Below are 26,017 nucleotides of genomic sequence, written 5' to 3'. Positions count from 1 at the left end.
GTCAGACCAGGTATTTGCGGAACCAGCCCAGTGTGCGTTCCCACGCCAGGTTCGCCGCTGCTTCGTCATAACGCGGCGTCGAATCATTGTGAAAACCGTGGTTGGCCCCCTTGTAGATGTACGCTTCATAGGTGGTGCCGGCTGCTTTCAGGGCCTTTTCATAAGCCGGCCAGCCTTCATTGATCCGCGTGTCCAGCTCACCGTAATGCAGCATGATCGGCGCCTTGATGCGCGCTACGTCCTTGGCCTCCGGCTGGCGCCCATAGAACGATACGGCCGCCCCCAGTTCCGGGTAGGCTACGGCTGCCGCGTTGGTTACGCCACCGCCATAACAGAAACCGGTGATGCCGACCTTGCCGGTGCTGCTGTCGTGGTGCATCAGCCATTCGATGGCGGCGAAGAAGTCGTTCATCAACTTGGTTGGGTCGACTTGCTGTTGCAGTTCCACGCCTTTTTCGTCGTTGCCGGGGTAGCCGCCCACCGAGGTCAGGCCATCCGGCGCCAGCGCAATAAAACCGGCCTTGGCCAGGCGCCGGGCGACGTCTTCGATGTAGGGGTTGAGGCCGCGGTTTTCGTGGACCACCACCACCGCCGGCAACTTGCCCGTCGCTTTGGCCGGGCGTACCAGGTAGCCGCGCACGCTGCCGTTGCCTTTGGGCGACGGGTAGGTGATGTAGTCGGCGACGATGTCCGGGTCGGTGAATTTCACCTGTTCGGCCAGGGCGTAGTTGGGACTCAAGGCCGCGAGCAGGGCCGAGGCGGTGAGCCCGCCGAAGGTGAACAGGGCGGCGCGGTCGAGAAATTCGCGACGGTTGAGCTTGCCGTGGGCGTAGCCGTCGTAGAGTTCGAGCAGTTCGGGCGCAAAGTCTTTCGCGGTGAGACGAGTCATCGGTGCAGTCCTCGATTAGCGGTGGCCATCAATGTAGACCAGGATCAGCTGTCACGGCCATGGGCGGCGGCGGCCAGTTGGCCGGTGTCGACGCGCACGAAGATCGAGTCGCCCACGGCCGTCAGCACGCCACCGGCGTACACCTCGCAGATCACGCGGGTCTTGCGCCCCACGTCGCCGTCGACACGGGCGCGCAGCGTGAGGGTCACGCCCATGGGGGTCGGCTTGATGAATTTGATGCCCAGGTTGCCGGTCACGCAATCGATGCGCGGCAGGCTGCCGGGTTCGCGGTGTTCGGCGCGGTAGTGGTAGGCCATGGCGGTCCAGTTGGAATGGCAGTCCACCAGCATCGCGATCAGGCCACCGTAGACCAGGTCGGGCCAGCCGGTGTACTTTGCCTCGGGCAGGTGCTCGGCGACCAGGTGGATACCGTCCGCGTCCCAGCGGCTCTTGATATGCAGGCCATGGGGGTTGCTGCCGCCGCAGCCGTAGCAGATGCCTTCCGGCGCGGTGGTGTCCTGGAGCGATGGGGCGTGCATGCAGCGTCCTTATTGTTGTGGGGCGACTACTCTGTTTAGCAGGACAAACGCCCGATGGGAATAAATCCCTGGTATGAGGTGTTAGCTCGATACTGTGTTCTTACCTGTCGCGGAGCGTTGCATGAAACGTCGAATGTCCCCGGTCGCCGTCCTGGCCTTGATCCTTGCCTACGGCGCCAGCGCCCAAGCGGTGGAGTACAAGGATGTCAACCGCACCGCCAGCCAGATCAGCTTCACCTACAAGCAATTGGGGCAGCGGGTGTATGGCACGTTCAGCGACTTCGAGGGCACCTTGACCTTCGATACGCAACAGCCGGAGGCCGGGCATGCGTTGCTCAAGATCCAGCTCGCCAGCATCGACGCCGGCAGCCCGGACGCCAACGACGAGCTGCAACGCGCCTCCTGGTTCGACACCGCGACCTACCCTGTGGGCGTGTATGAATCCACCGGGGTCAAGGCGCTGGGGAATAACCGCTACCAGATCAGCGGCAACCTGACCATCAAGGGCACCACGCGCCCGGTGGACGTCGACGTGGTGCTCAAGGAGCAAAGCGGCATTGGGGTGTTCGACGGTGAGTTCATCCTCAAGCGCGGCGACTTCAAGATCGGCGAGGGCGAATGGGCCGGCAACAGCGTGGTGTCCAATGACATCAACATCAAGTTCAAGATGGTCGCGCCGCAGCGTTAACGGGCGAACTTCTTTGCACCGGCCACGCAGCCGATCACTGCGACGGTGACCAGCACCATGCCCAGGCTGACCTGCTCGTGCAGCAGGCCCGCCGCCAGCGCCAGGCCGAAAAACGGTTGCAGCAACTGCAACTGGCCGACGGCGGCGATACCACCCTGGGCCAACCCGCGATACCAGAACACAAAACCGATCAGCATGCTGAACAATGACACGTAGCCCAGACTGAGCCAGGCGGGCAGGCTGATGCCGCGCAAACTCGCCGGCGCCAGCACCAGGCTCAACGGCACCACCACCGGCATCGACACCACCAACGCCCAGCAGATTACCTGCCAACCGCCGAGGCTGCGCGACAGCTTGGCACCTTCGGCATAGCCCAGGCCGCAGACCAGCACGGCCAACAGCATCAGCAGGTCGCCGGCCGGCGCGGCGCTCAAACCCTGGGCGAAGGCATAACCCATCACCAGCACACTGCCCAGGATCGAAAACAACCAGAACACCGGGCGCGGACGCTCGCCACCGCGCAGCACACCAAACACCGCCGTGGCCAGCGGCAGCAGGCCGATGAACACGATGGAATGGGCCGAGGTCACGTATTGCAGGGCCAGGGCCGTGAGCAGCGGGAAGCCGATCACCACGCCCAGGGCGACGATTGCCAGGGGCGCCCACTGCTGGCGTGCGGGGCGTTTTTCCTTGAACAGCCACAGCAGCAGAACGCCCAACAGGGCGGCGATGGCCGCGCGGATCATGGTGAGGAAGACCGGGTCGAATTCCATCACGGCCAGGCGCGTGGCGGGCAAGGAGCCGCTGAAGATCACCACGCCGATAAAGCCGTTGATCCAGCCTTGTGCGCTGGTATCCAGGGTGTTGAGAGGGGAAGTGCGTTGCATGATGGGGTGTCCGGACAGGGAGGGGTTGCGTTGCGATCATCCTAGGGGTGAGGATTAAGACAATCAAAAAATTGTCATGGATACAGGCCTATGCCCCGCGCCCGCTACAAGTCGTTGGTTGATACCTTCGCCCAAGCCATCCGCAGCGGAACGATGCCGCCCGGTACCCGCTTGCCAACGCACCGGCAACTGGCCGCAGAGCATGGCCTGGCGCTGGTCACCGCCACCCGGGTGTACGCGGAGCTTGAGGGGATGGGGCTGGTCAGCGGTGAAGCCGGGCGTGGCACCTTCGTGCGTGAGATCTCGCTGCCGCCGGGGCAGGGCAGTGGGCAGATGACCGTGGCGCCGGGCATGCTCGACCTGAACTTCAATTACCCTTCGTTGCCGGGCCAGGCGGATAGGTTGCGCACGGCGCTGCGCCAGTTGGCGCTCTGCGGCGATCTCGAAGCCCTGTTGCGTTACCAGCCCCATGCCGGCCGCTTGCATGAGCGCGCGGCGTTTGCGCGGCATTTGCTCAGTCGCGGGCTCAGGGTGGACGCCGAGCAGGTGCTGCTGGTCAGTGGAGCCCAGCACGGCCTGGCGGTGACGATGATGGCCTTGCTCAAGCCCGGCGATGTGATCGCAGTGGATGCCTTGACCTATTCGGGGTTCAAGGTGCTGGCCGAAACCCTGCACCTGGAAATCGTCGCGATCCCGGTCACCCCGATAGGGCCGGACCTGCATGCGCTGCATGACCTGTGTCGCAAGCGCCCGGTGCGCGCGGTGTACAGCATGCCAACCCTGCACAATCCATTGGGCTGGGTGATGGGCATGGCCCAGCGCGAACAGTTGGTGTCGATCGCCCGTCAGCACAACCTGATGATCATCGAAGACGCGGCCTACGCGTTCCTGGCCGAAGACGCGCCGCCGCCGCTGGCGACATTGGCACCGGAGCGCACGGTGTATGTGGGCGGGCTGTCGAAAAGTGTCGCGACCGGGTTGCGTGTCGGGTTCGTCGCAGCGCCGACGGAATGGGTGAAACCACTGGAGCGCACCCTTATGGCCACCACCTGGAACGTGCCGGGTGTGATGAGCGCCATTGCGGTGGCCTGGCTCGAAGATGGCACCGTGGCCAAGTTGGAAGTACAAAAGCGCCAGGATGCCCAGGCGCGGCAGGCCGTGGCGGCGCAAGTGCTGAAGGGGCTGGCGTACGTGAGCCATCCTTCTTCGTATTTCCTGTGGTTGCCCCTGGCGGAAGAGGCGCGGGCCGATCAGGTGGCCATGAGCTTGCAGCGCGAGGGGGTTTCCGTGTCTACCGCCGAGCCGTTTGCCGTGTCGGCCCATGTGCCGCACGCACTGCGCCTGGCCTTGGGCTCGGTGGCGCTGCCGGCGCTGCGCGAGGCGCTGTCGAAGGTGCGCAAGGTGGTGGCGTGGTGAGCCGGGTTCGGCGGCTCACCGCTGGGCATCAGTACTTGTAGGCTTGACGTCCGATCAGCAGCCATTTGCCTTTTTGCTTCTGCCAGACCTGGAAGTTGTCGATGTCGGTGGGCACTTCAACGCCACTGTTCACCGCCAGGGCATGGAAGTGGTTGCGCACCAGTGCGGTGTCGCCTTGCAGAGTGATGGTCTGGTTCTGCATTTCCAGGGTTTTGAACGCGCTGGTGTGGGTTTCCAGGTCGGCGATGAACTGGTCTTTGTTCTGCACCTTGCCGCTGGAGTGACCGTAGGTGAGTTTGTCAGATGTCAGCGCGTGAAGCTGCTTGAGGTCCAGGTGCAGCATGGCTTGGGTCAGTTGGTCGACCGCTTGGGCCACGTCCTTTTCGGCAGGGGCAGGCGCTGCTGCGACATAGCCGCTGAACAGGCACAGAAAACCGATCAGCACTTTGACGTTTTGCATGGGTGTTTCCTTATTGTTGTTGGGGGGGACGACACGTTAAGTCGTCGTACAACCATGCAATATTTCAGATGGGGAAGGAAAGTGAAATTTTGAAATATCCAGAAAAGATTCGGTATTAAGGCCAGCCCTTTCAAGGTCTTCAGGTAGAACAGGCGATAAGTACCCTGTGGCGAGCGGGCGTGTCCCGCGTTGGGTCGCGAAGCGACCCTGGAAGGAGGAATGCGGTGAACCAGGCATTCTTAGGCCGCTGGTGCTGGGGCTGCTTCGCAGCCCAACGCGGGACAAGCCCGCTCGCCACAGTTGCAGTGTTCACCCTTGATGGGAGGGTATCAGCCAGGTATGGCCGTTTTTTCAAAGACCTTGAAAGGGCTGGGCTTTAAGGCAATATAAGCAAGTCTTTATCTTGTACGATGTCCCAACACATCGGTTGAATCACAGCTCACTTCCTGTGCAGGTAGCACATCGCTATGCTAGCGCCGCAACCCCACGGCGCCCGAGACACAACATGGATTTTGACTGGCACAGCGACCCCATCACCCGCGACACCCCCGTTACCCCACACTACAAAAACACTCAGAACGTTCGCCGCTTCATGCTTGAGCACTGCGGCCCGGGGTTCAAGTTCGACCGGCCTTTCATGGCCTGGATTCGCAACGACAGGCCCAAGACCCTGGGCGACGTGGTGGATGAGTGGCAACGTCGCAACGAGGATTCACGCCCATGACCCGCGACGAAAAATACCAGGCCGCCCAACTGCGCATCGGCTATCAGTTGAATGAATTCAAGATCGGCGGCAACTACACGCCGCTGGTCCGCGATGGCAACCACCTGTACATCAGCGGCCAGATCCCGCGTGTCGGCGATGCCATCGTGCTGCCGGGCAAGGTCGGTGACAGCCTGACCCTGGCCCAGGCGCAAGTCGCCGCCGGCATCAGCGCGTTGCGCTGCCTGGGGTTACTCCAGCAGGCCCTGGGTTCGCTGGACCACATCAAGGCCATCCCGCGCATCACCGTGTACGTGCGCAGTGCCGAGGATTTTGATCAGCAGAGTGAAGTGGCCAACGGTGCGTCGGACCTGTTGCACGAGATTCTCGGCAGCGCCGGCGTGCATACGCGGACCTCGATTGGCGTGATGCAGCTGCCGAAGTCGGCGGCGGTGGAGATCGACATGATTGCGCTGGCGCATGGCTGAGCGATCGATGATTACCCAAGGCATGGTGGTATTGATCCACTACAGCATGTACCTGGCGCCGGGCGTGCTGTTGTTTGGCCTGTGGTTCGCACTGACGCCCAAGTCGCTGACGGCGCTGCGCATCCTGATCCTGTTGATGGGGTTCGTGCTGATGCGCGATGTGATGACGCCGTTGGGCTTGTGGTCGCTGGGCAGCGAAGTGCAGCTTGGGTTTACGGCCAATGCGTTTGTGTTGGCGGCGTTGGGCGGCTTGTCGGTGCTGTTGATCGCAGGGCTCATGCGCCTGGCGCCGGACCTGTGGAGGTTGATCGTCTGGTCCAGGGGCGCGCGTGGCGTTGGCCTTGCGATCGGGCTTGCGGTGGGCGGTTTGATCGGTGTGCCGCTGCGGTTTTACCAGGGCATCGACGTGTCCGCGATTCCAGGGTATTGGGTATGGCTGCCGGGCATGGTCGTGTTGGCCTATGGCGCCAATGCGTTGGAGGAGGTGCTGTTTCGCGGTTTTCTACAGGGCTATCTGGAGCAGCATGTAACACCGCTGCGTGCGGCCTTTATTAGCGGCGTAGCCTTTGCGGCCTGCCATACGTTCCTGGCCTTGAGCGTGACTCAACTGGGGTGGCCGGTGTTGTTGTTTACCCTGCTGGAGGGGCTGGCCTGTGCGTTGGTGCGCATGCGCTATGGAGTGCTGGCGGCGACGCTGACTCATGGCACGGCAATCCTGTTGATTGCCGTGCCCCACATCGCCTGATCTGAAACACAGGCGAAAATGTGGGAGCGGGCTTGCTCGCGAAAGCGGTGGATCAGTCAGCCTATTGGTGGCTGAAGGACCGTATTCGCGAGCAAGCCCGCTCCCACATGTTTGACCGCGTTTAGTCAGCTGCCAGCGGAGGGGTGCGCGGTGGAATCAGGCGTTTGCTGCCGGTGGCTTCATAGGCCGACGCAAAGCGCAGCAACGCCGAGTCATCATAGGCGCGCCCGGCAAAGGTGAGCCCCACCGGCATGCCGATATCGGCCATCACGCCCATGGGCACGGTGACGGTCGGCACGCCCAGGTGGCGGATGGCGAGGTTGCCGTTGGCCACCCACACGCCGTTGCTCCAGGCGATGTCGGCGGAGGCTTCGTTCACATCGGCATCCGCCGGGCCTACGTCGGCCACGGTGGGGAACAGCACGGCGTCGAGGCCAAGCTTGTCCATCCAGTCTTCCAGGTCGACCCGGCGGGTCTGTTCCAGGCCGCGCAGTCCATCGGGGACGGTGTTGATCTGGTCCCACGGAGTGATGCCACGCTCGGCCATGCGCACGTATTCGTCCATGCCGGCCGCAAGGTCGTCTTCGCGGTTGGGCAGGGTGCCCGGGTCGTGGGGGAAGATCTTCGGCCCGTCCACATCCGCCAGGCGGTTGAGCGCCGGGTCGTTGTTGGCGCGCAGGAAATCATCAAAGGCCCAGGCCGAGAGTTCCCACAGTTCATCGTGCAGGAATTCCTTGGACACCAGCCCACGGGTAAACACGGTGGGCGCGCCGGGGCGGTCGCCTTCGCAGTTGGACACCAGCGGGAAATCCACGTCGATCACTTCGGCGCCGGCCGCGACCAAGGCTTGGCGGGCGTCGTTCCACAGGTCGATAACGCTGGCGCGGGTGTTGATCCTCTGCCCGGTGGGGCCGCCGATGCCGGGTTTTTCGCTGGTGCCGGCGTCGGGGTCGGCGTTGATGTACATGCGTGGTACGCCAAAGCGTTTACCGGCGAGGGATTCGGCAGTCACGGTCAGGTCAGCGTAAGACACCGGGCGCACCGAGGTGACGCTCGGGATCGGCACCCAGGGTTGCAGGCGCCACAGGTCGCCACGGGTGTCCGGGTCTTCGGCCACCACCACGTCGAGCACTTCCAGCAGGTCGGCCATGGTGCGCGCGTACGGCACCACTACGTCCATGGTTGGCGTGAGCGGCCAGTTGCCGCGCACCGAAATCACCCCACGGGACGGGGTGTAGGCACACAGGCCATTGTTAGAGGCCGGGCCGCGTCCGCTGGACCAGGTTTCTTCGGCCACGCCAAACGCCGCAAAGCTCGCCGCCGTCGCAGTGCCGGCACCGTTGGACGAGCCGGAAGCAAATGGCGCTGTCAGGTAGTCGGCGTTATACGGGCTTTCCGCCCGGCCATACACGCCACGCTGCATGCCGCCATTGGCCATCGGCGGCATATTGGTCTTGCCCAGGCAGATGGCGCCGCCGGCGCGCAGGCGCTCGATGGTGAATGCATCGCGCTGGGCGACCAGGTTGGCAAACGCCGGGCTGCCGGACGCTGCGGTCAGGCCCTTGACCAGGTAGCTGTCCTTGGCGGTGTAGGGAATGCCATCCAAAGGCCCCAGGGTTTCACCTTTGGCCCGGCGTGCATCGGACGCCTCGGCTTCTTCGAGCGCTGCGGGGTTGCGCACCACCACGGCGTTCAAGGCGGTGGCGGTCTGCGGACCGTCATAGGCCTCGATCCGCGCCAGGTAGGCTTTTACCAGTTCAACGGCCGTGGTCTGGCCGGATTCAAGCGCCGCGCGCAATTGGGCAATGGAGACTTCGGTAACTTGCATCACGTTTTTTTCGCCGCCTTCAAGTGGGGGTATGGCGGCAGTCTACGTACAGATATTTCACAAAACCAGCGCGGCATAATCCGCGTACGCCGCACGCATCACCTGCCAGGTGGCGTCGTCGGCGGGAATCAGATGTTCGATGCGCAGGGAGGAGAGGGTGATGTCCTGGGGCATGCCGAAGGTGGTGAAGGTGGACAGAAAACTCAATTCGCCCCGGCTTGAACGGATGCGCGTCAGCACCAGCGGTGGCATGTCGGCGGGCAGCTCGGTGCTGGCCGGTGTCGGCAAGCTTGCCAGCAGTTCTGCCAGTTCAGGATTGCCCAGCGCCTCACGGGTAGCGCGTTGCCAGGCCAGGGTGCGGATCTCGTCGGCGTTGATCAGGTGATCGCCCAGGCCGCCCGACTGCAACAGCGTGGTGAGCAGGTTCAAGCCCTCGGCTGAATCGGGCGGGATGCCCACCAATTGAAACAGCACGCCGGTACTGGCATTCGCCGCCAACACCTGCCACTGGCTGTCCAGCAGGATGGCCGGCGCGGGGTTGTTGGCGTGCAGCACATGGTTGACCGCTTCGCGAATCGCGGCCATCGCCGGTGAGGCCAGTGGCGTGGCGCTGTAGCGCGGGGCATAGCCGGCGGCGAGGAACACGCGGTTGCGCTGGTCCAGGGGTGCTTCGAGTGCCGTCAGCAGGTTGTGCAAGGTGCCGGGGCTTGGCTTGGCGCGGCCGGTTTCCAGGCAACTGAGGTGGCGCTGGGAAACACCGGTGATCAGGGCCAGGTCGAGCTGGCTGAGCTTGGCTTGCCGGCGCAAGTGGCGCAGGTGTTCGCCGGCGGTGGCAGGGGTGTCCATGGCGGGATCATGACCTCCGAGGTCATTGCGAGGGGCCGAACCTTATCACTAACGTGGGCCTTCATCACCCCAAGGAAGAGCCCATGAAAAGATCCCGTGTTGCGCTGGCCGGTTTGCTGCTGTTTTCGTCGTACACCCTGTTCACGCTGCTGACGGCCGAGCAGTCGCTGCTGGCGTTCGGGCGCGAATTGATGTCGCGACCGGACACCGCACAAGTGGTGATCGACCTGTATTTGATGGCGCTGCTGGCGTGTGTGTGGATGTACCGGGATGCGCGGCGGCGCGGGCGGTCGATGGCTTCGCTGGTGCCATACTTTGTGCTGACGGCGGTGTTTGTTTCGGTGGGGCCGTTGCTTTATCTGGTGGTGAATGGGGGCCGGGATGAGTGAGCTATTGCCGGTCTATACGCTGTGCGTGCTGGTGCTGTGTTTGAAGATGTTTGCGATTTCCTGTTATCAGGGTTTTTTTCGCCTGAGGCGTCGGGCCTTTACCAATCCGGAAGACGCCGCGTTCTTCAATCGCGCCGCGAATACAGAAGAACTGCCCCAAGTCATGAGAGCGACCAAGGCCTGGGCCAATGACCTGGAGAACATTCCGCTGTTTTTTGTGTTGGGTGGGCTGTGTGTGGCATTGGAGACTGCCCCGGTTGCCACCACCTGGCTGTTTTGCGGTTTCACCTCGGCGCGGGTGGTGCATACGGTGACGTACTTGATGGGATGGCAACCCTGGCGCACGCTTGCGTATGGGGTGGGTGTGGCCTGCCTGTTCGGCCTGGGCACTGTAGGAGCGAGCTCGCTCGCGAAAAACGTCAACGATAACGCGGGTATTCTAACAGGCCGTTGAAAAATTCAGTCCTATCTCCCCCAACCCGCCAAGCTTGAGATTTTTCAGCCTCTCAAGCCTGGCGTCGACCTTTATCCCGCCTCAATCAGCGGGTGTTTTGCCAATTCCAGCGCAAATATTTGCCTGTGGACGATTTCTGGGCGTACCTCGCCTAAACATGCGACCCACGCCACCAGCCCGACAAGCTCCCCAAACGGATCAAGTTGTACACCGAAAAGCCCAGCAGCAACTGGGCGCTGAGCTTTTCGCGGCCGATCAGCTTGGTCTTGCGCAGACCACCCACGGTCTTTAGCCAGCCAAATCCTTCCTCGATTCTTTTTCGTATTTTCATGCTGATGCCGTAACCCGGATGACGGGTCGTACGGCCATCGATTGCGCTCTTGATGGCCTTCCTCGAGACATGCGGCGTCACCTTCAAATCACGCACCATTTGGACAAAAAATTTCTGGTCGTAGCTTTTGTCCGCGCCCACGGTGCTGCCAGGTTTGGCCGTGCGTTCAAGCATCTTCAAGGCTGCACCCACTTCGGCGTGTCCATTGAACTCGGTGCATTCCACATCCACGATCAACCCGTTACGGTTTTCCATCAGAGTGTGGGCCATATGGGCCAGGCGACTGCCATCGGCCGGACTCTTGCGGGCCAGCCGCGCTTGGGGATCGGTAGTCGATTGGTGAGTCTTGTTGCCGCGTTTCTCACCCTTGAAATCGAGATAGTTGTTGCGAGGGCCGTCCTCTGGAGGCTCATCGCCCGGCTTCTCGCCATCGTCTTTTTTGACGAAGGACTTATGCGAAGCCCAGGCATCGATCAGTGTGCCATCCACACTGAAATGCTCATCGCTGGCGTACTGCGACCATTGGGCCAGCGACTTGATGCGCTGGAAGAACAGGCGCGCAATATCCTGGTTAAACAGGCGGTCACGGTTTTGACTGAAGGTCGAGTGATCCCACACCCGTTCGTCCATCGACAGGCCGACGAACCAGCGAAAAAGCAGATTAAAATCGATCTGCTCGACCAATTGCCGCTCGGAACGCACGGTGTAGATCACCTGCAGCAATGAAGCCCGCAGTAGCCGCTCTGGTGGAATCGAGGCGCGTCCCAGCGAGGAATACAAAACCTCGAAATCAGAGTCCATCGACACCAGGATCGCATCAACCAGCTCGCGCAGCGGGCGTAGCGGGTGATCCTTGGGGATACGCTGCTCCAGCGTCGTGTAGCTGAACAGGTCGTTTTGCTTGAGATCGGGTCCACGCATCGGCTCGGTCTTCCGCTGACATTGAGGGACATGACTGGGAGTTTGCCAGAATCTAATTCAGTCCGGCCTTTTTCAACGGCCTGCTAACTGGGCGCGCTGAGCTTGCATTCTTCGCGAGCAAGCGTGTTCCTACCGGTTGAGAGAGGCCTGATACGACTTCTAGCCGTACCAACTGGCCCCCGTCCGATCCACCAACCGAATACTGTCCCGCCCACCGCGCTTGGTTTCATACAGCGTGGTATCCCCTTGCTCGATCAGCGCCGTCAAACTCGGCGGCGGTTGGTCGAACAGGTTTGCGCCAATGCTCAGCGTCACCGGCGCCGGCGTGGTGAAGCTCTGTGCGGCCAGTTGCTGGAACTGGTCGCGCAGGCTGCTGCCCAGTTCGACGATCTGTTCGGTGGACGCCGGGTTGAGCAGGATCACGAATTCATCCCCGCCCAGGCGTGCGGCCAGCGCGCCTTGGGGCACTACGCTGCGGATCATTTCGCTGAGGGCGATCAGCAGGCGGTCGCCGGCAGTGTGGCCGTGGAGGTCGTTGACCGATTTGAAGTTGTCGATGTCGATCAGCAGCAGGGCGCCCGGTTGTGCGGGCGTTACCTGAGCGAGCAGGCGCGGGGCGCGCAGGTCGAGGGCGCGGCGGTTGTAGAGGGCGGTGAGCGGGTCGCGGGCGGCGAGCCGGGCGATCTGCTGTTCGCGGCGATAGCGTTCCGAGCCGGTCATCGACAGTGCGATGAGCATGATCGCCATAGCGCCTTCCACCAGGGAAATCTGGATGATCTCGCCCTTGAAGGCGGCGAGGTCGATCAAGGTGCCCGGGATCAATACCGACAGCGCCTTGGCCACATAGAACGCGCCATGGATCAGCAGCACATAGCGCAACTGCACCGCGCCGATGCTCAGGGACTTGCCATGGGGCCGCAACAAGAAGCTGGCGCGCAGGGTCGGCAGCGCCACCAACAGGGACTGCACCGCCAGCATGGCTTTGGACCATGATGGATCGGCCGGCAACATCAGCATGCCCAGCCAGACCAGCAGCATCAGCAACCACAACAGCGACAGCCGCGTTTGGGTGAACCGCGCCACGCCGAGCAAAAACAGGAAGTGCGCGGTGACCAGCAAGCCGTTGGCGAACCAGATGCCGATCATCAGCAAGCCATTGAGGCGCAGCAGGGCGAGGGTGGAGCCGACGGTAATGGTGGCGAAACCGGCGCTCCAGCACAGCAGCGAAGGTTCGCGTACGCTGCGCCATTCAACGGCGAGGTACAGGGCGGCAGCGGCTGCCAGGGCTACGGTGAGTGCCAAAATCGTGGGAGGGTCGAGCGTCATGTCTTGCCGGGTCTGCCTGGTGTGCGTTTAGAACCGGGATTGTAAGCGCACACGCAGGTTTTTCAGAGCGTTCTGGGTGATAGCACACGGCCAGGCGATGATCGGCAGGTCAGGCGCCTTTGGTCGAGGGCAGCAAGAGGGTCAGGATGCCCACCAGCGGCAGGAACGAGCACAGTTTGTAGACGTACTCGATGCCGTGGGTGTCCGCCAGCAGGCCGAGCAGCGCCGCGCCAATCCCGCTGAAGCCGAACATCAGGCCGAAGAAGATCCCGGCGATCATGCCCACATTGCCGGGCACCAGTTCCTGGGCATACACCACGATGGCCGAGAAGGCCGACGCAATGATGAACCCGATCACCACGCTGAGTACCGCCGTCCAGAACAGGTCGACGTAGGGCAGGGCCAGGGTGAACGGTGCCGCGCCAAGGATCGAGAACCAGATGACTTTCTTGCGGCCGATCTTGTCGCCGATCGGGCCACCCGCGAAGGTGCCGACCGCCACGGCGCCGAGGAACAGGAACAGATACATCTGCGAGCTTGCGACCGACAGCTGGAACTTCTCGATCAGGTAGAAGGTGAAGTAGCTGGTCAGGCTGGTCATGTACCAGTACTTGGAGAACACCAGTACGGCCAGCACCACCAGGGCAAAGGTCACGCGTCCCTTGGACAAACCGTGGGTGGCTTTACCGCCTTGCTTGAGCTTGAACAGGTTGAGGTGGTGGCGATACCAGCGGCTCAAACCGTACAGCACCAGGATGGCGAACACCGCAAACAGCCCGAACCAGGCGATATGGCCCTGGCCGTAGGGGATGATGATCGCCGCGGCGAGCAACGGGCCCAAGGCGCTGCCGGTGTTGCCGCCGACCTGGAAGGTCGATTGCGCCAGGCCGTAGCGACCGCCGGAGGCCAGACGCGCAACGCGGGAGGTTTCCGGGTGGAAGGTCGACGAACCCACGCCCACCAGGCCGGCCGCCAGCAGGATCGCCGGGAAGCTGCCGACAAACGCCAGCATCAGGATGCCGATCAGGGTGCACACCATGCCCGCCGGCAGCAGCCAGGGCTTGGGGTGGCGGTCGGTGTGATAGCCGATCCACGGTTGCAGCAGGGAGGCGGTCAGTTGGAAGGTCAGGGTAATCAGGCCCACCTGGGTAAATGTCAGGCCGTAGTTGGCCTTGAGCATCGGGTAGATCGACGGCAGCACGGCCTGGATCAGGTCATTGATCAAATGGGCCAGGGCGCAGGCGCCGAGGATGCGCATGACCAAGGGGCTGGCCTGGGGCGTAGTGGTTGCAGCGGCGGGTGACGCGGTAAGGGTCGACATGCAGGCATTCCATACAAGGCAGCTAATCAGAGGCGGCAACTTCTTAAGGTCGCCATCCATTACAAAATGATTCGGCGTTCATGCTAGATTTGTCAGGAATGCCTGTCTCACGCAATTGGGGCGGCAACTATCGCGAAAAGGGCGAAATGATCAAACCACTGGATGAATTTCTTCAGGAAATCAACGAAGGCGCCTGGGCTGTCATCAGTTCCGCCACCGATTACCCGGAAAACTGGGTGATCCCCGACCACAGCCACGAGAAGCACCAACTGCTCTACGCCACCGAAGGCGTGATGGTGGTGTACTCGGCGCTGAACCAGTGGACCGTGCCACCCAACCGTGGCATCTGGATGCCCGCCGGGCAAGTGCATTCCCTGCGTTGCGTAGGCACGCTGAAAATGCGCAGTGTGTTTGTGCGCCCGGATCGCTTCCCGAACATGCCCGGCGAGCCGAAAACTGTGAGTATCTCGCCGTTGCTGAGCGAGCTGATCAAGGCGTCCGTGAGCCTGAAGCCGCCGTACGCCGAAGACTCGCGGGATGCGCGGATCATGCACCTGATCCTCGACGAACTGGCGATCCTGCCGGCGTTGCCGCTGTCCTTGCCGCAGCCCGTTGACCCGCGCCTGCAACGTATCTGCCTGGCGTTGCAGGAAGAGCCGGGCGATGCCTCCACCGTGGCGCACTGGAGCGAGCGCCTGCACCTGGACCAGAAAACCATCCAGCGCCTGTTCCGCAAGGAAACCGGCATGACCTTCGGCCAATGGCGCCAGCAGGCGCGCTTGCTGCTGGCGCTGGAACGCATCGCGGTGGGCGAAAAGGTGATCGATATCGCCCTGGAGCTGGGTTACGACAGCCCGAGCGCGTTTACCAGCATGTTCAGGAAACAGTTTGGCAAGACGCCGAGTCAGTTTTTCCGCTAGTGCCGAGCAACCCATTGAACGTGTCGATATCCAACGGCCGGCTGAGGTAGTAGCCCTGGCCTTCGTCGCAGGACACGGCCCGGAGCATTGCCAGGTGCCCGGCGGTCTCGATGCCCTCGGCGGTCACCGTCAATGCCAGGGCACGCCCCAGGCCGACGATGGCCTGGATGATCGCCTTGTCATCCTCACTGTCTTCGAGGCGGCTGAGAAAGCTGCGGTCGATCTTCAACCCGTCGAAGGGGAAGGCCCGCAGGTAGCTCAACGAGGAATAGCCGGTGCCGAAGTCATCCATGGCAATGCGTATGCCCAGGCTTTTGAGCGTGTGCATCACCGCCAGTGCGCCCGCTGCGTCTTCGAGCATCACGCTTTCGGTGATTTCCAGTTCGACCCGCGCCGGTTCGATCCCCGACGCCGTGAGGGCGTTGCGAATGCGCTCCACCAGGTCGCCACGCTTGAACTCCGTGGACGACAGGTTCACCGACACAAACAGTGCTTCGGGCCACTGGGCGGCGCAGGTGCAGGCGGTTTGCAGTACCCAATCGCTCAGCGCCAGGATCAACCCGGACTCTTCGGCAATCGGTATGAAGGTCTCGGGTGAAATCAGCCCGCGCTGTGGGTGTTGCCAGCGCACCAGGGCTTCGGCACCGACCATCTGTCCATCGGCAATGCGATAGCGCGGCTGGAAGTGCAGGCGCAGTTCATTGTGCTTGATTGCAAAACGCAGGTCGCTTTCCAGGCGGCGACGCTCGATGATCCGTGCATTCATCTCCCCCGAGTAAAACCGCCAGGTGTTGCGGCCGGCCGCCTTGGCTTCGTACAGCGCGATATCGGCATAACGCAGCAGTTCGGCGGCTTCGCTGGCATCGTCGGGGGCCAGCACGATGCCGATGCTCGCGCTGACGAACACTTCCTGCTCGCCGACCCTGACCGCCTGTTCGACGGACTCGATCAAGCGCAGGCACAAGGACTCGACATCGTCCTGGGTACCCGCATTCGTGAGGATCATCACAAACTCATCGCCACCCACCCGGGCCACCAGGTCGCCGTGGCGCACGCAATCGGCCAGGCGGGTCGACACTTCGTTGAGCACGTGGTCGCCTGCCGCGTGCCCGAGCAGGTCGTTGACCGGTTTGAAGCGGTCCAGGTCCAGGCTGAGCATGACCAAAGGCTGCCCCGACGCCGGCAGTGCCTTGAGCTTGTCGTCGAGGAACGCTTGCAGGCGCGTTCGGTTGGCCAGCCCGGTGAGCGCGTCGTGCTGAGACAGGAATTCAATGCGCCGCCGTGCTTCGACTTCCTCGGTCACGTCGGTGGCGGTTCCGCGGAAACCGCCACAGGGCATTTGCCTTGCCGCAAGCCGTGTGGTGCGTTCCTGGTCGTGGGCGTCGACGTAGCGGCATTGCACGCTGAGGTCCGCGGTACGGCTGGGCGTGTTCAGCCATTGCGAAAGCGCGCCGGCTTCCGTGTCCAGGAGCTCGTTGATGGCGGCGCCGATCCAGGTATGACGGGCCAGGCCGGTTACGTTCTCGAAGCGCTCCGACAAGTACGTGAAACGCCAGCCGGCGTCGATTTCCCAGACCCAATCGGAGCTGGCTTCCACCACATCGCGAAAGCGCGCTTCACTGGTAGTCAGGGCATTCTGGCTGTCTAGCAGCGACGCATGGCTGGCATCCAAGGCGAGGGCAGCGGCACTGGCGCGACGCAGGATCACCCAGGTCATCAGGCATACCAGCAATGCGGCCAGGCCCAGCAGCGGCAAGCCAACACCCATCAACCGCACACCTGGGCGCGCCGGCTGCCAATGCAGGCTGCCGGCAGCACCGTTTTCGCCCAGGGGGACCAGCAAGGTATTGCCGACCTCATCGGCGCTGGCGATATGCAGTTGATTCACCCCGAAATCATTGCCGATCAGGGCCAGGTGGGCGCTATCGAGAATGTCGACAAACACCAGTACCGACGCGGGGCGCCCATCCACCTTCACCGTGGGGTCGGTGCCGGGCGTGATGGCCGCTGCGGCCACGAGTGCCGGGCTGCCGCGCACGTTGATGAAGGCGGTGACCGGCGTTTCCTGTTCGGCCCCGGCACGAGCCTGTTCGAGCACCTGCGTGATGGGCTGGGCGAGCCAGTCGCTGAGATCAATGGGTTGCAGCTCGCCTTCGACTACGGCGTACACCGTGCGGTTGGCGTCGTTGACCACAAACAGCCCCTGGAAGCCGAAATCCTGGAACAGTGTGGCGCCGACGTTGCCGCGACCGTAGGCCCAATCGGTGTCCACCTTGAGGTGCAAGTGCTTGTAGGCATCGCTCCAGAAGGCGTAGTCCTTCACGGTCACCCGCAGGGATTTTTCCAGGGACTGCACGGCTTTACGCGTGTAAAACGCGTTTTCCTCTTGCTCTGCGTGGTCCAGGTCATGGGCCAGGTAGATCAGTGAGTAGGCTGCTGCTGCAAATACCAGGACCAACAGGGCCGTGAAATTGAACAGTGAGGTCCGTGTCAGCGACAGGCTGGTGCGGTTGGAGAGCGTTCGGGCGATCGGGACGAGAGTGTTCGGCATTGTTTCCCGCAGGGCAGCGCTGCAAGTCAGGGGTATCCCTGGTTATCGGCGGCGCTGCTGGAAAACTGAACGCTCAGGTATCGCTGGTCGTCAGGTTGGCGAAAAAAATGCAGCCGATCAGCCGAGCAAACAGGCTGAGGGTTTCCGGCAGGTTGGGGTCTTCGAACAGCATTGCCCGCGAATCCAGTGCACACAGCGCACCGAACAGACGGCCGTCGGGCAGGAAGATCGGTGCACCGGCATAGCTCTCGATGGCGTATTGCTTGACCACCGGACGTGCGGCGAAGCGGCCGCTCTGGCTGATCTGCGGGATGAACAGGGTCTGTGGGTTGATACAGAACTCGCTGCACAACGTTGTTTCCAGCTCAAGCACGTCATCGACATGAATGCCCATGTCGACGGTGTCATGCACGGAGCAGACCACCCATTCCAGGTCGGTGAATTTGGCGATGCCGGCGAAGCGCATGCCGGTCAGGCGGGTAACCAGTTGCAGGATGCTGGTGGTGGCTTCTATTTCGGCAATGGCGGCGCGTTCATCTGCGCTGAGCAACGACTGTGGTGCGGTGACGCTTGGAACCATGGTTGAACTCTCCAGAAACATGGCGGCGGGTGGGGCCGCCATGCAGGGTCAGGCTTCAGTTGATACGCGGATGTTGCTGCACCAGGGTTTGGCGCTTGGCTTCCAATTCGGCAATCTGCGCGTCGATATCTTCGATCTTTTGCTCGATGTTGTCGTGATGTTCCTGCAACAACTCCTTGGCTTCTTCCATGTCCGACGCCGCCGGCGCTGCGCCACGCAGCGGCTTGTTGGCGGTTTCCTTCATGGTCAGGCCGGTGACCAGGCCGACCACGGCAAACACCATCAGGTAGTAGGCGGGCATGTACAGGTTGTCGGTGCTTTCCACCAGCCAGGCCACGGCGGTCGGCGTGACGCCTGCGATCAATACCGAGACATTGAACGCACTGGCCAATGCACTGTAGCGCAAGTGAGTGGGGAACATCGCGGGGAGTGTGGAGGCCATTACGCCGATGAAGAAGTTGAGGATCACCGCGAGGATCAGCAGGCCGGCGAAAATCAGGCCGATCTTGCCGCTGGTGATCAGCATAAACGCCGGAATGGACAGGAACAGCAGACCGATACTGCCAGCGATGATGAACGGCTTGCGGCCGATCTTGTCGCTGACAAAACCGATGAACGGCTGCACGAACAGCATGCCGACCATGATCGCGATGATGATCAGCACACCGCTGTTTTCTTTGTAGTGCAGGTTATGGGACAGGTAGCTCGGCATGTAGGTGAGCAGCATGTAGTACGTCACGTTGGTGGCAGCGACGATACCGATGCAGGTCAGCAGGCTGCGCCAGTGCTTGGTCGCGACCTCCTTGAACGAGACTTTGGGGCCGTGGGTCAAGCCTTCGCGGTCGCCCTGTTCCATTTTGTCCATGTGCTGCTGGAACGCCGGGGTTTCCTCCAGGGCGTGACGCAGGTACAGGCCGATGATGCCCAGGGGCAGGGCAAGGAAGAACGGCAGGCGCCAGCCCCACGACTCGAAGTCGGCTTCGCCCAGGATGCTGGAAATCAACACCACCACGCCGGCACCCAACACGAAGCCGGCGATGGAACCGAAGTCCAGCCAGCTGCCGAGGAAGCCGCGCTTGCGGTCCGGCGCATACTCCGCGACGAAGATCGATGCACCGGTGTATTCGCCACCCACCGAGAAACCCTGGGCCATTTTGCACAGCAACAGCAGGATCGGCGCCCAGATGCCAATCGAGGCGTAGGAGGGGATCAGGCCGATGGCGAAGGTGCTCAGGGACATGATCACGATGGTCGCGGCCAGGACCTTTTGCCGCCCGTATTTATCACCCAGTGCACCGAAGAACAGGCCACCCAGGGGACGGATCAGGAACGGCACGGAGAAGGTGCCCAGTGCTGCGATCATTTGTACGCTGGGCGAGGCATCGGGGAAGAACACCTTGCCGAGCACATAGGCGACAAACCCGTAGACGCCAAAGTCGAACCATTCCATGGCGTTACCCAGGGCGGCGGCGGTGATCGCCTTGCGGACCTTGGTGTCGTCGACGATGGTGATGTCTTTCAATCCGATGGGCTTGACGCTTTTCTTACGTAATTTCATGCGGGGCACTCTAAAGCAGAACAGGGGAGGCGCCATCACTGCGATGGCACCGCTCTGTCACTTCAGATACAAGCGGACATGAAATAATTCACCACTCTTTGCGTTTTTTTGCAGATGGATTGAACTTTGTCCCTCCACACAGGAGTTATGCGAATGCCAGCCGCCCATTCCCGCCTAGTCTACCGCCAGCCGCAGCCGGGCGACCTGCAGCGATTGTTCGCGATCTTCGGCGACCCGCATACCAACCTGTTCAACCCATCGGGCCCCATGGCCAGCCTGGAGGCGGCGCAGCGCCTGCTGGATCACTGGCTTGAACAGTGGGCGACCCAAGGGTACGGCTGGTGGGCGATTGCACGGCGCGAGGCGCCGGACTACATCATCGGCTTTGGCGGTATCGCGCCCCTCAACTACCTGACCGAGCGGCGCATCAACCTGGGTTACCGCTTTGCGGTGGAAGCCTGGGGGCAGGGCTATGCCACCGAGTTGGGGCACGACGCGTTGACGCTGGCATTCGATAGCCTGGGGTTGCCCGAGGTGTTCGGGCTGGTGCGACCGGATCATGGGGCCTCTATCCGGGTGCTGGAAAAGATCGGCATGCAGCCCTTTGGCGTGCTCGACGATGTACCGGGCAAGGCGCCCAGCCTGGTCATGCGCATTTGTCATCCTACAACTGTATTTATCTGACCTTTCACAGACCCAAGCAAAACCTCGATAAACGGCAATCTTTCAGATTGACAGCGGGTAGGCGGCCCGATATAAAAGTCGCAGTTGTACGACGACATATGACGTTACATATGTCCTACCTAACAAAAATAAAAAGTGATGCCATGAACTTGAACGAGCCCATCCACGCTCACCGCGTTGGCCAAGCGGTAGGCAACTATCGCTGGACCATCTGCGCGATGCTGTTCTTCGCGACAACCGTCAACTACCTCGACCGCCAGGTGCTCAGCCTGCTGGCACCGCAGCTGTCCACGCAATTTGGCTGGAGCAACACCGACTACGCGAACATCGCGGCGGTGTTCCAGTTTGTCTACGCGATCTCGATGCTGTTCGCCGGGCGCTTTGTCGACAAGATCGGCACCAAGGCGGCCTATGTGGTGGCGATTGGTATCTGGTCCACGGGCGCCATCATGCATGCGTTCTCAGTGCCGATGGGCGAGGGCATCGCCGCCATCAGCGGCGCGATTGGCCTGGCGGTGATCCCGGTGTCGATTGCCGGCTTCATGTTGTCCCGTGCGGTACTGGCAATTGGCGAGGCGGGCAACTTCCCGATTGCGATCAAGGCCACCGCCGAATATTTCCCCAAGAAAGAACGCTCGCTGGCCACCGGTATTTTCAACTCCGGTGCCAACGTGGGCGCGATCCTGGCGCCGATCTGCGTGCCGTTGATTGCCGGTTTGTGGGGCTGGGAAGCGGCGTTTATCGTGATCGGTGGCTTGGGCTTCGTGTGGGTCGCGGTGTGGATCGCGCTCTACCGCAAGCCCGAGGAGCAAAAACGCCTGTCGGCCGCAGAACTGGCCTATATCCGCAGCGACCAGACCGTGCAGCCCTTCACCCCGTCACCGGCCGGCGCCGTGGAGAAAAAAGTCTCGTGGTTCAAGTTGCTCACCTATCGCCAGACCTGGGCCTTTGCCTTCGGCAAGTTCATGACCGATGGCGTGTGGTGGTTCTTCCTGTTCTGGCTGCCCACCTACCTGTCAGCGCAGTACGGCATGAAAGGCGCCGATATCGTCATGCCGCTGGCGGTGCTGTACAGCATGACGATGGTCGGCAGCATCGGTGGCGGCTGGTTCCCCAGCTACTTCATGGCGCGCGGCGATGCGCCGTATGACGGGCGCATGAAAGCCATGCTGGTGATCGCGTTGTTCCCGCTGGTGGTCTTGCTGGCGCAACCGTTGGGCTATATCAGCTTCTGGGTGCCGGTGCTGTTGATCGGCGTGGGCGCCTCGGCGCACCAGGCGTGGTCGTGCAACATCTTCACCACGGTGTCCGACATGTTCCCGCAGAAGACCGTGGCCTCGGTGGTCGGCATCGGCGGCATGGCCGGCGGCCTGGGCGGCGTGGTGATGACCAAGATCGGCGGCTGGGTGTTTGACTACTACAAGTCCATCAACGACATCCACACCGGCTACATGATCATGTTCGCGATCTGTGCGCTGGCCTACCTGGTGGCCTGGAGCGTGATGAAAACGCTGGTGCCGCGCCACAAGGAAATCACTGACCTGTAAGGCTTCACGTCCCGCGCCGCCATGGCGCGGGACCGCTTCACAGCGGGCGAGCCCAGGTCTGGCTGACCAGGGATTTGCCGAAGCTGACCATCGGCTCTTCCTCTATCAACTCGAACCCGGCTTTCTGGTACAGCTTGCGCGCGTCGGTGAGGATGTCCACGGTCCACAGCAGCATGCTTTTGTAGCCCACCTGGCGGGCAAAGCGTACGCATTCATCCACCAGGCGCTGGCCGATACCCATGCCCCGTGCGCTGGCATTCACGTAGAGCATGCGCAGCTTGGCCGTGGTCTGGTCATGGCGGATCACGAACACCGAGCCCACTACCTCACCGTCCTTTTCCGCGATCCAGCAACGCTCGCAGGTCGGATCAAACTCGCGCAAGTACTTGGCGACAATCTCCGCCACCAGCGCTTCGAACTCCCAGTTCCAGCCGTATTCACGGGCATAGATCGCGGTTTGCTGCTGCACGACCACGCCCATGTCGCCGGGTTGCGGGTCGCGTAGCAGATAGCTGGGCGCCGTGCCTTGCAGCAGGGCCTGGATGCGTTTCATGGCTTCAGTGAGCTGCTGCTGTTGTGGCTCGGGCAGGCTGTCGAGCAGGGCGATGACTTCGCGTTGGGTTTGCTGCTCCAGGGGCGCGAGGACGGCGCGGCCATGGTCGGTGAGGTGCAACTGCACTGCGCGCGCATCGGTGGCGGAGCGCACTTTCTGGATCAGGCCTTTCTTTTCAAAACCACTGGTCAGCCGGCTCAGGTAGCCCGCGTCGAGGCCGAGCATCTGGCACAGGTCGGCGCTGGTGAGGTCACCTCGGGAAGACAACTCGTACATCACGCGGATTTCGGTGAGGGAGTAATCGCTTTGCAGCAGGTGTTCCTGCAACACACCGATCTGGTGGGTGTAGAAACGATTGAAGCCGCGCACGATGCCGGCGCGTTCGACAAGCAAAGGGGTGGACATGTTGAAATGCTCGAATGGTTGCCTGAGGCAACAATATTGTTGCTTCAGGCAACCATGTCAAACATTTTGTTTAAAGGTTTCGCGTCACGCGCCAAACGGTATTGGCCAGGTCATCGGCGATGATCAGCGCACCTTTCGGGTCCACCGTCACACCCACCGGGCGCCCACGGGTCTTGCCGTCGTCGCCGCGAAAGCCGGTGGCGAAGTCGATGGGCTCACCGGACGGCTCGCCATTGCTGAACGGCACGAAGATCACCTTGTAGCCCACCGGGTTGTCGCGGTTCCAGCTGCCGTGCTCGCCGACGAATACGCCATCGGCAAACTGCTCGCCCATCTGCGGGATGGAAAAGTCCACGCCGAGGGCGGCCACGTGGGAGCCCAGGCTGTAATCCGGCTTGATCGCGGCGGCCACCTTGGCCGGGTTTTGCGGCTGGGCGCGCGGGTCGACGTTTTGGCCCCAGTAGCTGTAGGGCCAGCCGTAGAACGCGCCTTCACGCACCGAGGTCAGGTAGTCCGGCACCAGGTCCGGACCGAGTTCGTCGCGCTCGTTGACCACCGTCCACAGTTGCCCGGTGTCCGGCTGGATGGTCAGTGCCGTGGGGTTGCGCAGGCCGGTGGCGTAGGGCTTGTGCGCACCGGTGGCGGCGTCGATCTGCCAGACCATCGCGCGGTCGATCTCCACTTCCATGCCGCGTTCGGTGACGTTGCTGTTGGAGCCGATACCCACGTACAGCTGGCTGCCATCGGTGCTTACGGCCAGGGATTTGGTCCAGTGATGGTTGATCTGTGCCGGCAGGGCCGTGACTGTGCTCGGCGGGCCGCTGGCTTTGGTCTGGCCATCGGCGTAGTCGAAGCTCACCAGTGCGTCCTGGTTGGCCACGTAGAGTTTGCCGTTGGCAAACGCCAGGCCGTAGGGCGCGTTGAGGTTGTCGGCGAACTCGGTCTTGAGTTCGTAGGTTCCGTCGCCATCGGCGTCGCGCAGCAGGGTCAGGCGGTTGCCGCTCTTGACCTTGGTGTTGCCCTCGGCCTTGATCAAGCTGGCGATCACATCCTTGGGCTTGAGCTTGGCCGCACTGCCGCCACGGCCTTCGGCAACCAGGATGTCGCCGTTGGGCAGCACCAGGGTCTGGCGCGGGATGGCCAGGTCGGTGGCAATCGCGGTGATGCTGTAGCCGTCCGGCACCTTGGGTTTCTGCTCGCCCCAGGGCGCGGGCTCGGCGATCTTCATGCTCGGCAACAGGCTGCTTTGCTGTTCCGGCAACTTGGGATCGGGGCCACGGGCCTGGGTCTTGTCGCCTTCGCCACCGCAGGCGGTTAGCAGCAGGGCGGCGCTCAACAGCATCAATGTGTTGGACGTTTTCATTTAACACCTCCTGCGCGCAGGCCGGTCCAGGTGGCCACCAACGTCAGCAGCAAGACAATCGCCGACAGGATCAGGCCGCCGGGCATCGAGGCGTAGGCGTCTTTGGCATGCTGGAAGGCATTGACCAGGCCGAGTATCCAGGTGGCCAACAGCAACAGCACATAACGCGTGGGTTGCCCGGCCTTGCGCTCGGCGCGCAGCAGGTTGACCAGCGCGAACAGAAACGCGAAACCGGCGAACACCAACGCACCGGCGATCAGCCAGGAGGCAAAGTTGGCCCACTGAATCTGGTAGGTCTGGGTGTAGGCAATGTCGCTGAGCAAGGCTCCGAGAAACAACGGCACGGTGCCGGCGAGCAAGGTCGCATGCAGCGGTCCGGGGGCGTAGCGGTAGGCGGGGAGGGTAGTCATACGGGGGCGGCTCCTTGTTGTACAACGCCCCTGGACGGGGCAGCGCATAAGAAGTGAACGCAGCGCCGGTGAGAAAGTTCAGCGTGAAACGTTTCGAAATAATGGGAACCGCGCTGGGTAGACCCCGGACTAACCTCGTATCATTTGCTCCTTTTTCCTATGCCAGGCACCTTGATGACTCACCCTCGCATTGGCTTCGCGTGCCAATACAAACATCCCGAACGGCTGTTGTCGGCCAGCGCCCAGAAGCTGATTGAAGGCCCGTTCAACCCGCGCACCACCACGTTGCGCTGGATGGACAGCGTCACCCCGCAGGTGGCCCGGGACAAACTGGTGGAAGTGGTCACGCACAACCTGGCCGCCCAATTGCGCCTGTTGGCGTATGTAGCCGAACTGCCGTCGACCTTGCGCATGCTGCGCTTGAGCAGTGATCTGTTGCCGTTCTACAGCCATCCCAAAGTGGCCGGCGTCTACAAGGACCCGGCTATCGAGCGTCAATTGGTTGAGGGGTTTGCCGCCATCGGCGAGCTGGCCCGCACCTCGGATATCCGCCTGTCATTCCACCCTGGCCAGTACTGTGTACTCGGTTCGGAAAACCCCGGGGTAGTGGAAAACAGCCTGGCCGAGTTCGAGTACCACGCCGACATGATCCGCATGATGGGCTATGGCCGGCGCTTCCAGGACCTCAAGTGCAACGTGCATATCGCCGGCCGCCTCGGTGTGGAAGGCACCCGCGCCGTGTGGTCGCGGCTGTCGGAGGTGGCGCGCAACTGCATCACGTTCGAGAACGACGAAAAGACCTATGGTCTGGACCATTGCCTGCAAGTCGCCGACCTGGCACCGGTGGTCCTGGACATCCACCATTGCTGGATCAACGAGAACGACTACATCGACCCCCACTCCGAGCGGGTCGCCCGAGTGATTGAAAGCTGGCGCGGCGTGCGCCCGACCATGCATTACTCCCAGCCCCAGGAAAGCCTGCAGGAGCTGGGCTTCGACGCCGAACACAAGCTGGAAATGGACGCCCTGTTGCAGGTGGTGTCCAAGCGCGACCTCTATGCCCACAGCGCACAGATGTGGAACCGCTGGACCAACGATTATGCGCTGCAGTTTCTCGACCGCTTCGACATCATGCTCGAAGCCAAGGACAAGAATGTCGCGGCCCTGGCGTTCTACGAGCATTGGAAACGGGGCGTTGTGTGATCAATCCATGGC

At 62.2% G+C, this 26,017-nt stretch carries 26 protein-coding genes; 11 read left to right on the top strand and 15 right to left on the bottom strand.

Annotated features, from left to right (window positions below):
- Position 1: 1 nt before the first annotated feature.
- Together yghX and ACZ445_RS16125 are read right to left on the bottom strand one after the other, a co-directional pair.
- Positions 2-889, bottom strand: a complete 888-nt coding sequence (gene yghX / locus ACZ445_RS16130) for a YghX family hydrolase (protein WP_464707267.1) — start codon at positions 887-889, stop codon at positions 2-4.
- 44 nt (positions 890-933) lie between these two features.
- Positions 934-1,428 (bottom strand): PaaI family thioesterase, encoded by a 495-nt coding sequence (locus ACZ445_RS16125; protein ID WP_058424074.1) that lies wholly within the window; start codon positions 1,426-1,428, stop codon positions 934-936.
- Between the two features lie 121 nt (positions 1,429-1,549).
- Here ACZ445_RS16125 and ACZ445_RS16120 point away from each other — a divergent pair, with 121 nt between their 5' ends.
- The gene (locus ACZ445_RS16120) at positions 1,550-2,116 is read left to right on the top strand and encodes a YceI family protein (RefSeq protein ID WP_235594942.1); all 567 of its coding nucleotides are present in this window, start codon (positions 1,550-1,552) and stop codon (positions 2,114-2,116) included.
- Here ACZ445_RS16120 and ACZ445_RS16115 read toward each other — a convergent pair.
- Positions 2,113-3,003 carry a DMT family transporter gene (locus ACZ445_RS16115; RefSeq protein WP_058424072.1) on the bottom strand — a complete coding sequence of 297 codons (891 nt, stop codon included), beginning with the start codon at positions 3,001-3,003 and terminating at the stop codon, positions 2,113-2,115. The two genes, ACZ445_RS16120 and ACZ445_RS16115, sit on opposite strands and share 4 nt — an antisense overlap.
- A 90-nt stretch (positions 3,004-3,093) precedes the next feature.
- Between ACZ445_RS16115 and ACZ445_RS16110 the strand changes: the two genes are divergently transcribed.
- On the top strand, positions 3,094-4,419 hold the full coding sequence (locus ACZ445_RS16110; RefSeq protein ID WP_058424071.1) for an aminotransferase-like domain-containing protein: 1,326 nt from the start codon (positions 3,094-3,096) through the stop codon (positions 4,417-4,419).
- Positions 4,420-4,447: 28 nt separating this feature from the next.
- Here the strand turns inward: ACZ445_RS16110 and ACZ445_RS16105 are convergent, their stop codons facing one another.
- Positions 4,448-4,879 carry a nuclear transport factor 2 family protein gene (locus ACZ445_RS16105; protein ID WP_058424070.1) on the bottom strand — a complete coding sequence of 144 codons (432 nt, stop codon included), beginning with the start codon at positions 4,877-4,879 and terminating at the stop codon, positions 4,448-4,450.
- A 505-nt stretch (positions 4,880-5,384) separates the two neighbouring features.
- On the opposite strand from ACZ445_RS16105, the gene ACZ445_RS16100 reads away from it, so the two are divergent.
- The 3 genes from ACZ445_RS16100 to ACZ445_RS16090 are packed head-to-tail and all read left to right on the top strand — an operon-like array spanning position 5,385 to position 6,815.
- On the top strand, positions 5,385-5,603 hold the full coding sequence (locus tag ACZ445_RS16100; protein WP_058424069.1) for a DUF6434 domain-containing protein: 219 nt from the start codon (positions 5,385-5,387) through the stop codon (positions 5,601-5,603).
- Entirely contained in the window at positions 5,600-6,070 is a 471-nt protein-coding gene (locus tag ACZ445_RS16095) for a RidA family protein (protein WP_058424068.1), read from the top strand. Before ACZ445_RS16100 ends, ACZ445_RS16095 begins: the two co-directional genes overlap by 4 nt.
- Positions 6,071-6,077: 7 nt before the next feature.
- Positions 6,078-6,815 (top strand): CPBP family intramembrane glutamic endopeptidase, encoded by a 738-nt coding sequence (locus ACZ445_RS16090; protein WP_464708623.1) that lies wholly within the window; start codon positions 6,078-6,080, stop codon positions 6,813-6,815.
- 121 nt (positions 6,816-6,936) lie between these two features.
- Here ACZ445_RS16090 and ACZ445_RS16085 read toward each other — a convergent pair whose 3' ends face one another.
- Both ACZ445_RS16085 and ACZ445_RS16080 read right to left on the bottom strand, forming a co-directional pair.
- On the bottom strand, positions 6,937-8,646 hold the full coding sequence (locus ACZ445_RS16085) for an amidase (RefSeq protein ID WP_179028252.1): 1,710 nt from the start codon (positions 8,644-8,646) through the stop codon (positions 6,937-6,939).
- A gap of 54 nt (positions 8,647-8,700) precedes the next feature.
- Positions 8,701-9,489, bottom strand: coding sequence for a helix-turn-helix domain-containing protein (locus ACZ445_RS16080; RefSeq protein WP_464707266.1), 789 nt, complete (start codon positions 9,487-9,489; stop codon positions 8,701-8,703).
- An 83-nt stretch (positions 9,490-9,572) separates the two neighbouring features.
- Between ACZ445_RS16080 and ACZ445_RS16075 the strand changes: the two genes are divergently transcribed.
- Positions 9,573-9,878 carry a DUF2834 domain-containing protein gene (locus tag ACZ445_RS16075; RefSeq protein ID WP_464707265.1) on the top strand — a complete coding sequence of 102 codons (306 nt, stop codon included), beginning with the start codon at positions 9,573-9,575 and terminating at the stop codon, positions 9,876-9,878.
- Positions 9,871-10,332 carry an MAPEG family protein gene (locus ACZ445_RS16070; protein ID WP_464707264.1) on the top strand — a complete coding sequence of 154 codons (462 nt, stop codon included), beginning with the start codon at positions 9,871-9,873 and terminating at the stop codon, positions 10,330-10,332. The genes ACZ445_RS16075 and ACZ445_RS16070 overlap by 8 nt, the downstream gene beginning before the upstream one ends.
- A gap of 151 nt (positions 10,333-10,483) precedes the next feature.
- On the opposite strand, the gene ACZ445_RS16065 is transcribed toward ACZ445_RS16070, so the two are convergent.
- The 3 genes from ACZ445_RS16065 to ACZ445_RS16055 all read right to left on the bottom strand — a co-directional run bounded on the left by ACZ445_RS16065 (position 10,484) and on the right by ACZ445_RS16055 (position 14,231).
- Complete coding sequence (locus ACZ445_RS16065) at positions 10,484-11,584, bottom strand: IS5 family transposase (RefSeq protein WP_464707263.1); 1,101 nt, start codon at positions 11,582-11,584, stop codon at positions 10,484-10,486.
- A gap of 159 nt (positions 11,585-11,743) precedes the next feature.
- Positions 11,744-12,910: a GGDEF domain-containing protein gene (locus ACZ445_RS16060; RefSeq protein ID WP_464703711.1), complete on the bottom strand. Its 1,167-nt coding sequence runs from the start codon at positions 12,908-12,910 to the stop codon at positions 11,744-11,746.
- A gap of 109 nt (positions 12,911-13,019) precedes the next feature.
- Entirely contained in the window at positions 13,020-14,231 is a 1,212-nt protein-coding gene (locus tag ACZ445_RS16055) for an MFS transporter (protein WP_058424057.1), read from the bottom strand.
- Positions 14,232-14,329: 98 nt separating this feature from the next.
- Here ACZ445_RS16055 and ACZ445_RS16050 point away from each other — a divergent pair, with 98 nt between their 5' ends.
- A complete protein-coding gene (locus tag ACZ445_RS16050; RefSeq protein WP_058424056.1) occupies positions 14,330-15,151 on the top strand; it encodes an AraC family transcriptional regulator in 822 nt (273 codons plus the stop codon).
- Here ACZ445_RS16050 and ACZ445_RS16045 read toward each other — a convergent pair.
- The 3 genes from ACZ445_RS16045 to proP form a co-directional block, all read right to left on the bottom strand.
- The gene (locus ACZ445_RS16045; RefSeq protein WP_058424055.1) at positions 15,108-17,702 is read right to left on the bottom strand and encodes a bifunctional diguanylate cyclase/phosphodiesterase; all 2,595 of its coding nucleotides are present in this window, start codon (positions 17,700-17,702) and stop codon (positions 15,108-15,110) included. The two genes, ACZ445_RS16050 and ACZ445_RS16045, sit on opposite strands and share 44 nt — an antisense overlap.
- 73 nt (positions 17,703-17,775) lie before the next feature.
- A complete protein-coding gene (locus ACZ445_RS16040) occupies positions 17,776-18,282 on the bottom strand; it encodes a GAF domain-containing protein (RefSeq protein ID WP_058424054.1) in 507 nt (168 codons plus the stop codon).
- A gap of 55 nt (positions 18,283-18,337) precedes the next feature.
- A complete protein-coding gene (gene proP, locus ACZ445_RS16035) occupies positions 18,338-19,840 on the bottom strand; it encodes a glycine betaine/L-proline transporter ProP (protein ID WP_058424053.1) in 1,503 nt (500 codons plus the stop codon).
- 153 nt (positions 19,841-19,993) lie between these two features.
- Between proP and ACZ445_RS16030 the strand changes: the two genes are divergently transcribed.
- Positions 19,994-20,524 carry a GNAT family N-acetyltransferase gene (locus ACZ445_RS16030; RefSeq protein WP_464707262.1) on the top strand — a complete coding sequence of 177 codons (531 nt, stop codon included), beginning with the start codon at positions 19,994-19,996 and terminating at the stop codon, positions 20,522-20,524.
- A 143-nt stretch (positions 20,525-20,667) separates the two neighbouring features.
- Positions 20,668-22,071, top strand: a complete 1,404-nt coding sequence (locus tag ACZ445_RS16025; protein ID WP_179028253.1) for an MFS transporter — start codon at positions 20,668-20,670, stop codon at positions 22,069-22,071.
- Positions 22,072-22,108: 37 nt separating this feature from the next.
- On the opposite strand, the gene ACZ445_RS16020 is transcribed toward ACZ445_RS16025, so the two are convergent.
- From ACZ445_RS16020 to ACZ445_RS16010, 3 genes are all read right to left on the bottom strand, one after another.
- A complete protein-coding gene (locus ACZ445_RS16020; protein ID WP_464707261.1) occupies positions 22,109-23,029 on the bottom strand; it encodes a bifunctional helix-turn-helix transcriptional regulator/GNAT family N-acetyltransferase in 921 nt (306 codons plus the stop codon).
- Between the two features lie 70 nt (positions 23,030-23,099).
- Positions 23,100-24,392, bottom strand: coding sequence for a PQQ-dependent sugar dehydrogenase (locus ACZ445_RS16015; protein ID WP_464707260.1), 1,293 nt, complete (start codon positions 24,390-24,392; stop codon positions 23,100-23,102).
- A complete protein-coding gene (locus ACZ445_RS16010; protein WP_058424048.1) occupies positions 24,389-24,802 on the bottom strand; it encodes a DUF2231 domain-containing protein in 414 nt (137 codons plus the stop codon). Before ACZ445_RS16010 ends, ACZ445_RS16015 begins: the two co-directional genes overlap by 4 nt.
- A gap of 174 nt (positions 24,803-24,976) precedes the next feature.
- Between ACZ445_RS16010 and ACZ445_RS16005 the strand changes: the two genes are divergently transcribed.
- Positions 24,977-26,005 carry a UV damage endonuclease UvsE gene (locus ACZ445_RS16005; protein WP_464707259.1) on the top strand — a complete coding sequence of 343 codons (1,029 nt, stop codon included), beginning with the start codon at positions 24,977-24,979 and terminating at the stop codon, positions 26,003-26,005.
- The last annotated feature ends 12 nt before the right edge of the window (positions 26,006-26,017 follow it).

The organism is Pseudomonas allii, assembly GCF_055380095.1.
Note: the sequence above shows the minus strand (reverse complement) of the source record. Positions and strands in the feature narration are given on the sequence as shown.